We start from the raw sequence: 13268 nt of genomic DNA on the forward strand, positions 1-13268 counted from the left end.
CCATGGCCGAGAGACGCGTCGGCGTGGCGTTCGCAGGGGGCAACCCCGTCGAAGGCGAGCAGCAGAAGGACGGGTTCTACAGCACCCCCGAGGACGTCACGTGGGGGCTCCTCGACTGGCTGGAGACCAGCGGGGTACTGGCGTCCCACGTTCCGCCCGGGACGCCCTTCCACGAATGCTGCTGCGGCGACGGCAGGATGGCGAGGATCCTGGCCATGCGTCATCCCGTGATCGCGACCGACCTCGTCGACCGCGGCTACGGCGACCGCCACGGCGCGGACTGCGACATGACCCGGCGGGCGCCGCTCCGCTCGCCGGTCGTCGTGACGAACCCGCCCTTCTTCGGCGCGGAAGCGATGCTGGAGCACATCCTCGACCAGGACTTCCTCATGGTCGCGATGGTGCTCAAGACGACCTACTACAACACGCGGAGCCACATGCCGCTGTTCAGACGCTGCCCGCCCGCGTTCAACCTGGGCCTGACCTGGCGCCCGGACTTCCGCGGGCTGGGCCGGCCGGTGATGAACGTCAACTGGTTCGTATGGCTCAAGGGGAATACGGAACTCCCCCGCTACGACGTGCTCGCGCGGCCCAAGCTCCCGGAAGGCATCATGCCGAAGATCGTGCGCCCGCCGAAGACGAAGGTCCCCGCAATCGCCAAGAAGGCCGTCCCGGGCCTGGTCGAGACGATGGAACCGCCGCCGGAAGGACCGACGGCGAGGCCGGAAGATCTGCCCCGCGCCGCCTGACGGGCGGCAACGTCGCTTGGGATGCGTGGCTTTTGCGTCATAGCGTCGGGCCGCACGCGATCATATTCCTGTGACCGCGGTCGATGAAGGGCCCCGAAGGGGCTCCGGAACAAGCCGGACAACCGGTGTTCGGCCGCGCCGATCCAGGGGTCAACACATGTCATCGACGATGATGGTCGCAACGGGCACGTCCACCGACGATACCATCCTCGTGGACGTCGCGGTCCTTTCGGGCACGGCCGAAGCCAGGGCCGCGTTCGAGCCGAAGTTCGGCGACGTCCGCAGCTTCGTCGGCATGGCCCGCCTCACCCTGCTCAAGGACGCACAGGGGATCGAGGAGGCGCTGGCCGGCATCTATCCCGAGGCCCACGGGATCTTCGTCGAGATCGGCCACCGCCCCGGCATCGAGCGGATCGCCGTCGCCTTCGCCCTCTGAGCCGGATTCAGGGCTGTATGCGGGAGTTCTCGCCCGGCTCCTCCCGGACGTAGAGCCTCACGTCGGACACGCCCTGCCGCTTCAGGACCCGCAGGGCCGCGGCCTGGGCTCCGACGTGGAGATCGCGCTCCCAGCGGTCCCGGTACTCGTGGTCGATGACCAGCACGTCCCCCTTGCTCTCGGGGTGCTCGCTGGCGAACCACTTCATGAAGGGGGTGGATTTCGGGGGCTTGCGCAGGAACGCGTCGCCGACCACCCCGTGGCACGGGACCGAAACGTCGCCGACGCGGACGTCGAACTTCTTCTCGGGATGGCGGACGAGCCAGTCGCGTGCGGCGTCCGTCGCGGCTTGGGTGGCCTGTCGGAGCACGACCTCGTACAGCCGCGAGAAGTGTCCGGGTTCGCTGCGTGCGCGCCGCTCCTCCTTGCGCTCGATGGCCTCGTCGATGAGCTCGCTCGCCCTGCCGCGCGTCAGGCCGGCCGAGGTGTGGTCGCGCCGGGTGAGCTTGTAGAGGGTGGAGAGCTGCCTCTTGGTGGCCGGAAGCAGGTCGCGCCTGGAGAGGCCGAGGTTGTGAAGCTTGCCGCCGTCGCCGTAGCCCATGTCGCCCTCCTCCGCAGCGTGTTGCGCGGGCAACATAGAGAACGGTCTCCGGAGGCGGCAAGATCCGACCTCCAGGCTCCGGTCACCCCTGTGGAACGCGGCCGTCCAGGCTGTAGACGACCGGTTCGAACCACCGCGCCTCCTCCAGCAGGATGGCGGAGATCCGCGACCAGGATCCGCCGGCGTATCCGGTGCCGATGAACGGCAGCCCGATGGCCGAGAAGCCCTCCCGGCGAGCCCTGTCGTCGATCGAACGGAAGACCGTCCTGACCGCATCGTAGTCGACGTAGACACGGCCGCGGGCGGCGTCGTGGCCGTATGCACGCTGGGTGACGCCGTTGACGACCACGTGGCGGCCGCAGTCCACGAACATGGCGTGGCCGAGCCGCAGACGGCCCGCGTGGTGCTCGGCCTTGTAGGCTTCGCAGGCGGCCGGATACGCGGCCTTGATCTGTTCGGCCACGCCTTTGCCGAACCCGCCGGAGGCGTTGCAGCCGTGGACGATGTGGCGCTCGCGTGCGTCGAGGAGGCTGCCTCTGCGGATCTCGATCCGGCCGCGCGGCGGCCAGCGCAGGACCGCCGGCGCGCTGGGCGGGACTGTGCCGGCGATCGACGCGCCGACGCTTCCGTCTAGCGACGTTTCGGCGGATGATCTCGAAGGAACGGAGACTACCATGCGCAAGGAACTCGCCCATCTGATCGCGACCGTACGCGATCTCGGCATCCGTGCCACCGGCAGGCCGAGTCCGAACTGCATCTCCGTCGCGGCGCCCACCGAGGGCTTCCCGGAGCGGCTGCTGGCGCTGGTGGAGGCGCTGGAGGCCTACGACGGAGCCGAGGCAGCCAAGCCCGGGCAGCACGAGCTCTTCGACGATCCCGAGAAGCTCCGCCGCGGGTTCAACGCGGTCCTTCGGTTCATGGAGATCCGAGGCTACGACGTCGAAGGAGCGATGGACGCGGCCGCCGGGGCGATGGAGCTCAGGCGCAAATCCCGCGGGGTCCTCAAGCCGGTTCCGATCTTCTCGCCGCGGGCATGGCGCAAGGACAAGGACTTCGACCCGACCTTCTCGCACACGCCCAACGTCGCCGACCTCGCACTGATCCCGGACGGCACCGAGCGCGGCGGCGAACGTCAGCTCCGCAAGCACGCCATGGTGGTCGACCGCTCCCTCGAGATGCTGGGAGCGGCGCGACCGGTCTTCGACGACCCCGCTGCCCAGAGGCAGCGGACAGTCAGCGCGCCTTGATGCGCTGCTGGATCTCCACGCCACCCATCGCGACCACGACGACGGCGGTGGCCGCGAAGACCGCGAACATGTGCATCCATTGCTCGGGCGAGCCGACGTCGAGCGCCCTGAAGGCGGCGAACGCCACCACGATCTGCCATCCCGTCGAGACCCGCATCTGGAAGAGCGACGGCCGCAGCAGCGCCCAGACGGCGGCGTAGCCCACGAACGCGAAGCAGGCGGCGAACGAGGCCAGCGGCCCCCAGACGAGACCGAGCACGATCTGCAGGACGATGGTGGCGGGAAACACGGAATACAGCCAGATCAACTCGCCCGCGACGCTCCGCAGCGCCGTGTGGTTCGGACGCCGGAGCTTCGCCGGCTCGGGCTGCGGCGCCTGCACGCGCACGGGCGCGACCTGCTCGCGCGACGCCTGTTCCGGAGCCGCGGGCTCCGAGGCCGACACCGGCGGAATGCCGGGACGGGCGCGGAGGAACGACGGCATGTCGAAGGCCGTCCCGTCCTCCGTCGGCGCGCCGTCGTCGACGAATCCGGTACGCGTCGGGGCCGGCGGGAACGGGAAGCGCTGCTGGGGAGCCGGCTGGGGTGCGAGGCGGGGTGGTGCCGGCTCCGGCTCGCGGTGCGGCTCGCGCAGGTGCAGCGGCTGATCGAAGTGGACGGGCCGCGCCGCCTCGTAGGCGGGATGATGCGGGGAGAGGTCGCCCCCTCCACGCCCGAGGACGTGCCGGAGCCCCGGATGGACCTCCGCAGCCTGCACGGCGGGCTCCTGTCGGATCGGCGCGTGCGGGGGCGATGCCTGCAGCTTGCGGTCGAGCTTGCCGAGGCTCTGACGCAGGAACGCGTGGAGCTCGTCGGAGGGGTCGCCCTGCGCCATGACGCGCTCGGCCTCCTGCGCGTCGACGAAGGGCGCGAACGCCACGACGTTCTCGCCTCTCGGATCCCCGTACCCGGAATGCTCCGCGTGGGCGGCGCTGAACGGAAGTCTTTCGGCGGCTGAGTTCATCTCGGTGCTGGTCCGGTCTTCTGCAGGGTCTCGGGATCGTGCCTGTGGTCCTGGGCGTCAGGCCGCAATGCCGCCGCGCTGGTCGGACCCCTTCGGCTCCTGGCCGAAGCGGGGCTCGACGCGAGGCCGCATGCCTCCCACCGCGGGGCTGATGTGGGCGGCGGGGCGCGGCGGTTGGGGCGGGACCTGCCGCTGGGCCTGCGGCTGGGGCTGCACCGGCGGGGCGGCCGCGGCGGCGGGCTGCTGCTCGTACCGCTGCTCGACGGGCGCGGAGGCCCGGGGGGCGGTGCGGACGAAGAGCGGCGCGAGACCCTGCTGGACCTCCAGGAGCCAGTTCACGAGCCGCTTCTTCTCGGTGCGCTGGGCGAGCTCGTCCAGGCCGAGTTCCCGGGAGATGTGCTCCTCGCGCTGCCAGACGTCGAGGACGGACAGGTTGCGGGCGCGCCCGTACTCCATCAGCTGGCTGTGGCAGTAGGGGATGTCGATGCGGAGCATGCGTCCGTCGCGCTGGTAGGCGCCGAGCTCCAGCAGGTCGGGATTGTCCTGGTAGGGCGTGAAGCCCGAACCCTGATCGAGGCCCCAGAGGTCGTTGAAGATCAGGACCGGCGTGACGTTCTCCCCGAGCGTGTCGACCGCGAGCTCGATGGCCTGCCGGGCCGACTTGAGCGACTGCGCGTCCGGGATGGCCACGGCCAGAAAGCGGAAGTGGATGTCGCGCTCGAGGGCCATCTCGGGAACGGCAGTCTGGCGCATCCAGTCGAAGATCGGGGAGGTGACGTTGGCGCCGAGGTCGGTCAGGCTGTCGCCGACGTTCCACCACTGGAAGACGGGATTGAAGTAGCGCTCGACGGCGCGCCGGTCGCGCGAGACCATGGCGAGATCGGGAGCGGCGCGGAGCGAGAAGTTCACCCGCTCCTTCATCGTCGCGTAGAGCTTGGCCTCGTTGTCGATCTCGATCACGACGAGCGGCTCGCGGGGTTCGCCGCCCTCGGGGGCCTTGCGCGCCCAGGCGTCGTGAGCCGCGATGTACGTCGTCGAAACGAAGCTCTTGCCGATGCCGCCCTTGTTGGAGCCGATCAGCGTGCACGTCTTCTGGGGGTGGGCATCGGTCATGGTCGTTCCTTCCGCGTCGTCGGAGCGTACCGAAGGGCGACGCTGTCCCGCCTGAGCGAAGACCATCTTGCACCCTCCAAAGGAATGGTCAATCAATTTCGTTGGACGGTCCTCACGTTGCGAAGGAATGAAATTCGATGGTGCCCAGGGACTACGCGACCGTCCGCATCTTCGCGTCGCCCGAGACGGCGGACGTCTTCTTCGGCCGCGGCGACTCGGCCACGAAGGCCGCGGTGAAGGGGCTGGGCGCGCGCTTCATGGCCGACAAGCGTTGCTGGCGGGTGACGTTCAAGTTCGCGCGCAAGACCGCCGAAGACGTCGCGGCAGCCGTCGAGAACGCCCTCGCGGAGGCCGCGCCCGAGGTCTGGCGCGCGCGCGTCGGATCGGTCCAGCGGGAACTCTGCCTGTCCAGGCGATACGGCCTGCGCGTCGCCATCGGCGGCCTCAGGGTGACCGTCCCCAGCGACCATCCCTTCGCCTACTACCTGCGCAAGCTCGACGGAGCCGAGCAGGAGCAGCAATCCTTCATCGTCCATGCCCGCAGCGCGGTCAGCCGCGAGATGTCCACGCACATCAACCGCCTCATGAACGACGACCTCGCTCTCGTGCACCGGGTTCTCGAGCCTCTCGAAGGCCGTAAGCTGACGGGGCTGTTCATCGGAGGGCGCGACGAGCTGGTGCGCCTCGGCGTCGTGCCCGGGGCCGTCGTACACGCCGACACGTCGTTCCTCAGCGTCGTCGACGAGTCGGTCCTGTCCCCCGACGTCGCCGTCTGGCCCCTGCAGGTGGTCGACTGCGCCCCCGCCGGCGACGCCCACATCGTGCGGGTCCACTACCTGTCCGCGGCCGATGCCGTGAATGCGCTGAAGCTGCGTCAGATGCGGAGCGAGGCGGAGCGGCAGCCGCTCCTCACGAAGGCGAACGCGGCAGAGAAGTGGTCCCGCCGTTGAGACGCCAGCCCGGGCGACCGGGTCCGGGTCTCCACGGATCCGTCGACCGGGCTGCTACGGGGCGATGCGGCGCGCGACGCATTCGAACAGATACGAGCAGAGCATCCCCAGGACGAACGATGCGACGTTCGCCGCGGAGAAGGTCTCGATCGACGCGAAGTGCTCCTGGAGGCTCAGCGCGATGGCACACGACGCGACGTACGCTGCGGTGGATGCGAAGGCGAACGGAATCAGCGGCAGGGCGAGACGCCCCAGGCGGACCACCCGCCGTCCCGTATGCCTTCGGGCCACGCCGATCTTCCCGACGAGCAGGAATGCCGAGATCGCCAGGGAGATCTCGGCCAGGGCGTCCCTTGCCAGGACGACGTAGACGATGCCCGACAGGATGATGGCGACGAGGGTCGCGGCGAAGACGTCGCCCTGTCCGAGCATGACCTCTTCCCAGATGGTCGCCTGATCCGGAGGAGGCCGGGACGGGTTGGCGGGATTGTCGATCCCGTACAGGGTGTATCCCTTGCCGGTCATCTCGCCGGCCGCATAGGCAGCGATCCCACCTGCGAGCAGCTTGTATTCCGTGGCGTTCAGGATCATCGCCACGGCGAAGAGGCCGAATACGAACGACGCGTTCACGAAGCATGCGCGCCAGCTGACTCCCGGCTCGCGCGGAAAAGGGTTGTACATCGCCCACTTGAAGCCCAGCGTGGTCGCGGCGAATAGAGCGATCAGGCTTGCGAACACCATCCTGCCATCCGCACGACTCGATTGGCTGCCGCAATATAGTTCGCGTCGATGGATCGGACGATCCCCCGCGAAACATCGGCGGTCGCGCCAGACGACACCCGCGCGCCTCGGTCAGAGGCCTTCGTCAGCCATGGCGGCATGCATGTGGTCGATCGCCTGCAGAGCCTTGTGGGCATCGAGCGGCACGGGCTGCCCCTTGTTCTCGAAGGGATAGCAGATCGGCTTCTGGTCGAAGGTCTTGTAGCCGCCCGACGGCCCCGCCGAGCTCCGCTTGAGCCACCACTCGTGCGCCACGTAGCGCATGATGTCGGCGGCGCTCCGGTCCATCAGGTGCTGTTCGAGAGCTTCGCGCTCGTAGAGGGAGCCGAGGGCGTCGTCGACCTTGTCCGGCAGGCGGCCGCGGGTGCGGAACCGCCGGTGCGTCTCCTCGTGGAGGACGTGGCTGCCGTCTTCGCCGGTCTCCAGATGCACGGCGTCGAACACGGTCGGCCAGCGGCCGTCGTTGGCGGCGCGGAACGCGTCCGTGTCGATCGGGCCGGCCTTGGCACCCAGGATCTCGATGTCGCGGCCCAGGTAGGTGCGCGCAAGCTCGACGAGGTGCGCCGGCGGATCGGCGACGTCCCCGCGCACGTAGGCCCAGCGGCGCGTGCCGTTCCATGCGTAGAGGACCGGAACGAAGCCCCACGCCTCGCGACGCATGTCCGTACCCTTGGCGGGATCGAAGCCCTTGCGCTCCATCAGATCGCGGAGCGAGGCCTCGTCGGCGAACAGGTCGCCGGCCAGCTTGGCGCCGAGAGCGGCGTCGATCACGCCGGTCCTGCGCACCAGCTCCACGAGCAGCCAGTCGGATCCGAGACCCGGCAGGGCGCGCTCGTCCGCGATGTCGTCGATGTGGAGGATGTCGTCGACGTAGAGGCCCTCCGGCATGACGGAGGAGAAGCAGAACCACGTCGAGGCCTCGCCCGACCGGTAGACCGGCCGGAGACGCCCGAGGAACTGCGACTGCTCCTCCTCGCGGTACTGCCGCTGGACCATCCTCGCCCACTTGCCGGGATAGCGCGGCACCTCGATCCGGACGTCGTGGCCCGAGCGCATGTGCACGATCATGTCGTCCGGCGGCACGCGCAGCGCGTTGCCCTGGGCGTCGAGGCCGTTCCCGTTGCCGTCGAACGGCTCCTCGGGGGCGTCCTCGTCGTAGGTCAGCGCCGCGACCACGCCGTCGACCACCCAGACCGGCGGCTCCAGCCGACCGAAGGAGATGGCCGCGTCGTGGTGCTTGGCGAAGTCGAGACCGCGCACGGCGCCGTAGTGCATCCAGTCGACGTTCTCGGGCGACTTCCATCCTGTGTTGATCAGCCGGCGGGCCTTCATGGTCGCGCCGGCCACGACGCGGCTGTGGCCGTACATGGCCGAGATCAGGGAGATCGCGCGCCGCACCTTCGCGAGACGCCGCGCGCAGTCCTGGGCGACCGCCGGCGTGGCGCCGCGACCCGGCAGCAGCTTCGAGGTGGCATAGGTCGAGTCCGCGATGGCGACCACGCGCACGTTCAGATCGCGGACGACCGCGACCTCGGCCTGCCGGTCGTCCTCCCCGGAGCGCGTCCAGATGCGGGCAATGATCTCGGGCTGCGCGGACGCGTCCAGGAGGAGGAGCGGCTTGTCGATCCAGTTCGGCTCCGTGCGCCAGGAGATCCGCACGTAGTAGCGGGCGCTTCCGTCGGTCGCCCGCTCCTCGACGCGCTGGATGCGCATGTCGCGCGGGCCCTTGGCGCGGTCCCGCCACACCAGCATCCGCAGATCCTTGGTCAGGTTCTCCTGCTCCTCGAGGAGGACCCGCTCGTTCTCCGAGGCCGGCTCGGCCCCCGCCAGCTCGGTCTCGATCTCCTGCAGGCGACGCTCCCACGGGAGCCGGCGCGCCTCCGAGAGTTCGCGATGGACCCGGTCCACGTTCGCGGCCTCGAGCCGTTCGGCCACGATCTGCCAGAAGCGGTGCTCCTGCTTGATGCCGAGACCGGTCGGCCGCGAGCAGATCTCCGCGACCTGGTCCAGATCCAGCTCCGGTGTGATCAGGCGCCCGACGTCGAAGGCGGTGCTGCAGCAGCGGACGGCGCACTTGACCCATTCGCCGGCCTCCGGGAAGCGCATCAGGGCCGCAACCGGATCGTCGGCAGAGCGGGCGACCAGGGCGTCCATGACCACGTCCACGGCCTGCCGCCGCCCTTCGAGGATGGTCTCGGGGTCGATGCCGGCGTCGCGCTCCTTCTTCGTCAGCTTCGGGGTCGGGCGCTCCTTGCGCAGGATGCCGAGTTCGAAGCGGTCGGTGTGCAGGAAGAGATGGTGCACCCGCTCGTCGGCGATCACCGCGCGGACGTGCTGCAGCTCGGGCGGCAGCGGCAGCGCGAAGAAGGCGTGGGGCAGGAACACCACGTCCATCTCGCGGATCCGGTAGCGCTGCTCGATCGCCGGGCACGGCTCCTGCTGGTTCACGGCCGGGTGGAACTCGCAGTACTTGGTGGTGCGTTCGAGCCCGGCGCCGGACTCCGACGAGCAGAAGCCGGCGGTCCCGATGCCGGCCTGGGCCGCCAGCTCGACCTTGTCGCGCATCGCGCAGCCGGCCTGGATCTTCCCCTTGTAGATCATGCAGCGGAGCTTGAGGTTGCGCGCCTGACCGACCAGTTCGGCGAGACGCGCCTCGGCGGCATCCTCCTCGATCAGCCCGAGCTCGGCCGCTTCGCGACGCAGATCCGAGGACGCGGCGCGCGGATCGAGGCCGAGGATGTGCGCACGCTGACGCAGCTCCTCGATGTTGGCGTAGGTCGGCAGCATGAACACGATCGGGCACCGGCCCACGACCTTGTCGCCGTTCTCGTCGAGGTACTCGTAGTCCTCGGCGACCCGCGGCCCCAGAAACCCGCCCGTCACGTCCGGATCCGGCCGCTCGGTGCCGTCCTTTGCGATGAACTCCAGGGTCTGGGACGTCTTGCCGGCACCCGTCGGCGCCTGGATGAGCGTGAGCGGCGCGCGACGCTGCTCGACGGGCTGGTAGATCGCGTCGAAGAACTGCTTGAGCACCGTCTGGATGCCGGAGGTCACGACCGAGCCGGTCGCGGTCCGGTCCGGGCGGAGCGCGCGGGCCTCGGCCGCGCCCTCCACGCCGGCGGAGACGCTGATCGGAAGAGCCGTTCGCCCCTGGGCCTTCGACGGGTCGAGGCTGGCGGCGGGCTTCGGCAGGAACGAGAGCGCATCGCGGGACGCGCGAGGTGCGGCGGCGCGGGGAGCGACCGCGGCCCGGCCGATCACGCGGCCCGGGCGCTTCCGTTCCGGGGTCCAGGGCTTGATCTCGCCGCGGCGGAGCTTGTCGATCGTGAAGCGCACCTTGCCGCGGGCCTCGAACAGGAGGCGCGACGCCCACTTGCCGTCGACGAGCGCGTTCTGCTGGAACTGCTCGACCACGATGGCGGTCAGGCGCTCGAGACCGCCCTCCGCGAGCGCGGCCTCGGCGTTCATCGGCACGATCGTCCAGGCCAGATGGCGCAGATACTCCTCGCGGCCGTCGGCGATCTTGCCGTCCGCGTCCTCGACCCAGTTCGCGGCCCCGTCCGCGCTCCTGCGCCGGCGGGGGACCGTGAGCTGCGTGGTCTCGTCGAACTCGAGCACGACCTCGCCGGCCTGGAAGCCGGCACCGCGGGCGAACGGGTGCAGGACGTCGACGGCGTCGATGAAGCGCTGGACATCCTCGGCGGTGACCGCGGGCAGGTCCTGCGGCCGGGTCGTCAGAGGCGTGCCGGCCTCCCAGCTGAAGTTGCGGCCGGTCTTGTGGTGGCGGCCGTAGATCGTGACCGACTTGGCGTAGTTCAGGATGTCGAGGCCCTGCTCCCGGCCCCGACCGCTCTCGTCCCGGAACTTGAACGCCGTCCGCTGCAGCTTCTGCGCCTCCTCGGGCGCGGTCCAGCGGAAGAACAGCGCGACCTTGGGGGCGTTGCCGACGCGGCGCAGGGGCGTCGGACCGAGGATGTCCTCCGCGAGCCGCCTGATGTCGAAGCTGAGGAGCTCGTCCAGGACGTCGACGTCGATCGAGAAGGCGTCGCCCGACCCGCGACCGAGCACGCAGGCGACGTTGAGGGCGGGACACCAGCGGATCCACTCCTCCAGCGCCTCGGGCGTCGGCAGGCGTTCGTCGAGGCGGTGGTTCTCGCGCCACTTGATGACTTCGGTCCGACTGTGCCGACCCGGCACCTTCCCGGGCAGACGGCGATCGCCGTAGATCTCCTGGGGATAGATCGACCAGCCGTTGGCGACGAGATCGCGCGCCACGTCGCCGAAGATCGTTTCGCCGGGGGCGTAGGACTGGGCGACGCCGGCGAGATCGTCCTCCTCGAGGCGGATCGCCCCGAGCGCGGCGAGCCGACGCTGGACGAGCGATCCCGAGGAGAGGCGAGAAGGTTGCGACACGGAGCGGCTGGAATCGTTCTCGAAGGAATGAAATGCGGATCCGCATCGTGCATGCGGCGACGACAGGGTCAACCGGAACGGACGGGGACCGTTAACGAAGGAATGACGCTTGACGCAAGGGCCGTTCGACAGGAGAACGCTCGTCATGACGGATGTTCCCGCACCGCCGCAACTGGTCCGGTCGGCTCCGCAGGCCCAGCCGCGCGATCCGTCGGCACCGCAGAGCCTGTCCGGGGCCGACGCCTCCGCCGTCGTCGATCTCCCCGGAGGCTCGTTCGGCGCTCCGGCCGAATGGATCATGCGACGTGCCCTGTACCTTTCCATGGCCGCGTCCGGTTCGGCACCCGCCTCCTTCGAGCAGGCGCTCGCCGACTATGCCGAATTCATCCGCTGTCGCCCGGTATCCTGGTGCGCGGGCGAAAGCCGGCTCGATCCCTCCGCGCGCGTCTATCGGGCGACCATGGGCGATCCGCTCGGCTGGTGGGATCTCAGCGACAAGCTTCCGTTCGCCTTCGTGGCCACGGCCGCCGGCCGCATCCTGGCGCTCCGCGGCTTCGAGGACGGCGATCCCGGCCTGCCGGCCGCCATCGACGAGATCCTGGCCCGGATGACCCCATGGCAGGACTTCGCCGCCGAACGGGCTCTCGACATCTACGAGCGGCGCATCGACGTCTACAGAGAGCTGGGCATCGCCCCGCCCGCCGCGGGCTCGGCGGAGCGCATGATCCTCGACGAGTTCTTCGTCGACGTGGTGCGCGCCGTCGTCAAACCGTCCAAGGCGGCCTCGACGGAGCGGGCCTACGACGTCGCCGACGTCCGGCACATGGCGGCAGGCGGGGTCGCGCGCGCGCTGGCCTGGGCAGGTCTGCCGGTCCTTTCGGACGGGGCCGATCTTGACGCGGAGGGGGACATGCATCCGCGGAGCCCGGTCGACGACGCGGATGTGTCGACTTCGTGGAACGGGCCGACCCCAGGCCTCTAGGTGCCGCGCCTCCGGCCCGGCACGCGTGCCGGCCCGTTCAGTTCGTAAGCATGATCTTCATCGACGTCGGGGACACCAGCTCGACCGCCTTGGGATCGAGGGACACGCCCGGCCCCCATCCCTTTGCCGTGAACGGCTGGCAACTGAGCGGATATTGTCCGTGGATCGGCGTTTGATCTGGGGCGATCCACTGCCGGCATAGCATCAGATCTATCTTCGCGACGTCTTCGGGCTTCACCCAGGCCTGGTACGACTCGACGGGCGTGCTCTTGTCGATGAGCCGTACCCACGCCGTACTGGCGGTCTTATGGCGCACGTTCTGCGGATATTTCATCGTCTTGTCGATGATCCAGCGCTCCTCCAGCAGTTGGGTCACCGAACAATGCCAGAATTCGTATAACTTCACCGTTCCGCCGGGAACGATGTAGATGCGTCCATCATCAGTCTTGACCGTCGCACGTCCTGACGTGCCCGACCATTCTTCGTATTTTACGATCTCGACAGGTTCGCCATAGGGAACCTGTTCTTCACCGATCACCCATCGGTCTGGGCCGATCTGCTTCCAAGTATGCGCCATTCCGACCCCTTGGCGGTTGTTGCGCATGGCCACTTCGTTGTCGGCCCAGATCCAACCCCGCTTCCCGGGTAGGCTGCCTGGATCCTTCAGGGCATCCACCGGCTGGCACCCTTCGGATGCAATCGCGGGCGACGCGACGAGGAGGAAGGTTGCGAAGGCCGCTGCAACTCCGGCCGCTGTCTTGAACATGGTCCGTCAGACTCCGATGCGCGCCCAGGATCGCCGACCGACTTCAAGAAACCGGGCGGGAATTCGATAAAATTGTCGGGTTCCACGTTCCGGCGGCTGCCGAGCTTGGAAGAGATCCTCGCAGGCGCGCCAACTCGCGACGGAGCGGCGCTTCATGTGAGCTTCCCCGATCGGCCACTGCCTCTCCGAACGCAAACGTCCGGCGTCCGCGCGGCCAGCCATGGAGCG

12 protein-coding genes are annotated in these 13268 nt (G+C 69.2%); 5 read left to right on the plus strand and 7 right to left on the minus strand.

Going from position 1 to position 13268, the window contains the following annotated elements:
- The first annotated feature begins 2 nt into the window (after window positions 1–2).
- Window positions 3–749: a hypothetical protein gene (locus PQI07_RS30430; protein WP_274928625.1), complete on the plus strand. Its 747-nt coding sequence runs from the start codon at window positions 3–5 to the stop codon at window positions 747–749.
- 157 nt (window positions 750–906) lie between these two features.
- Window positions 907–1185, plus strand: a complete 279-nt coding sequence (locus PQI07_RS30435) for a hypothetical protein (RefSeq protein WP_274928626.1) — start codon at window positions 907–909, stop codon at window positions 1183–1185.
- Window positions 1186–1192: 7 nt separating this feature from the next.
- On the opposite strand, the gene PQI07_RS30440 is transcribed toward PQI07_RS30435, so the two are convergent.
- Both PQI07_RS30440 and PQI07_RS30445 read right to left on the minus strand, forming a co-directional pair.
- Window positions 1193–1822, minus strand: a complete 630-nt coding sequence (locus PQI07_RS30440) for a hypothetical protein (RefSeq protein WP_274928627.1) — start codon at window positions 1820–1822, stop codon at window positions 1193–1195.
- Window positions 1823–1868: 46 nt separating this feature from the next.
- Complete coding sequence (locus PQI07_RS30445; protein WP_274928628.1) at window positions 1869–2462, minus strand: macro domain-containing protein; 594 nt, start codon at window positions 2460–2462, stop codon at window positions 1869–1871.
- Between PQI07_RS30445 and PQI07_RS30450 the strand changes: the two genes are divergently transcribed.
- A complete protein-coding gene (locus PQI07_RS30450; RefSeq protein WP_274928629.1) occupies window positions 2461–3033 on the plus strand; it encodes a hypothetical protein in 573 nt (190 codons plus the stop codon). The two genes, PQI07_RS30445 and PQI07_RS30450, sit on opposite strands and share 2 nt — an antisense overlap.
- Here the strand turns inward: PQI07_RS30450 and PQI07_RS30455 are convergent.
- Both PQI07_RS30455 and PQI07_RS30460 read right to left on the minus strand, forming a co-directional pair.
- A complete protein-coding gene (locus PQI07_RS30455) occupies window positions 3020–4036 on the minus strand; it encodes a hypothetical protein (RefSeq protein WP_274928630.1) in 1017 nt (338 codons plus the stop codon). The genes PQI07_RS30450 and PQI07_RS30455 overlap by 14 nt on opposite strands.
- Before the next feature lie 57 nt (window positions 4037–4093).
- Window positions 4094–5149, minus strand: a complete 1056-nt coding sequence (locus tag PQI07_RS30460; protein ID WP_274928631.1) for a P-loop NTPase family protein — start codon at window positions 5147–5149, stop codon at window positions 4094–4096.
- Between the two features lie 137 nt (window positions 5150–5286).
- Between PQI07_RS30460 and PQI07_RS30465 the strand changes: the two genes are divergently transcribed.
- Window positions 5287–6099: a hypothetical protein gene (locus PQI07_RS30465; RefSeq protein WP_274928632.1), complete on the plus strand. Its 813-nt coding sequence runs from the start codon at window positions 5287–5289 to the stop codon at window positions 6097–6099.
- A 54-nt stretch (window positions 6100–6153) separates the two neighbouring features.
- Here PQI07_RS30465 and PQI07_RS30470 read toward each other — a convergent pair whose 3' ends face one another.
- Together PQI07_RS30470 and PQI07_RS30475 are read right to left on the minus strand one after the other, a co-directional pair.
- The gene (locus tag PQI07_RS30470; RefSeq protein ID WP_274928633.1) at window positions 6154–6840 is read right to left on the minus strand and encodes a hypothetical protein; all 687 of its coding nucleotides are present in this window, start codon (window positions 6838–6840) and stop codon (window positions 6154–6156) included.
- Window positions 6841–6951: 111 nt separating this feature from the next.
- Entirely contained in the window at window positions 6952–11292 is a 4341-nt protein-coding gene (locus PQI07_RS30475) for a hypothetical protein (RefSeq protein WP_274928634.1), read from the minus strand.
- Window positions 11293–11437: 145 nt separating this feature from the next.
- Here PQI07_RS30475 and PQI07_RS30480 point away from each other — a divergent pair, with 145 nt between their 5' ends.
- Entirely contained in the window at window positions 11438–12274 is an 837-nt protein-coding gene (locus tag PQI07_RS30480; RefSeq protein WP_274928635.1) for a hypothetical protein, read from the plus strand.
- Between the two features lie 37 nt (window positions 12275–12311).
- On the opposite strand, the gene PQI07_RS30485 is transcribed toward PQI07_RS30480, so the two are convergent.
- Window positions 12312–13040, minus strand: a complete 729-nt coding sequence (locus PQI07_RS30485) for a hypothetical protein (RefSeq protein ID WP_274928636.1) — start codon at window positions 13038–13040, stop codon at window positions 12312–12314.
- Window positions 13041–13268 lie beyond the last annotated feature (228 nt).

The organism is Methylobacterium sp. 092160098-2 (assembly GCF_028920805.1).
Lineage (GTDB): Bacteria > Pseudomonadota > Alphaproteobacteria > Rhizobiales > Beijerinckiaceae > Methylobacterium > Methylobacterium fujisawaense.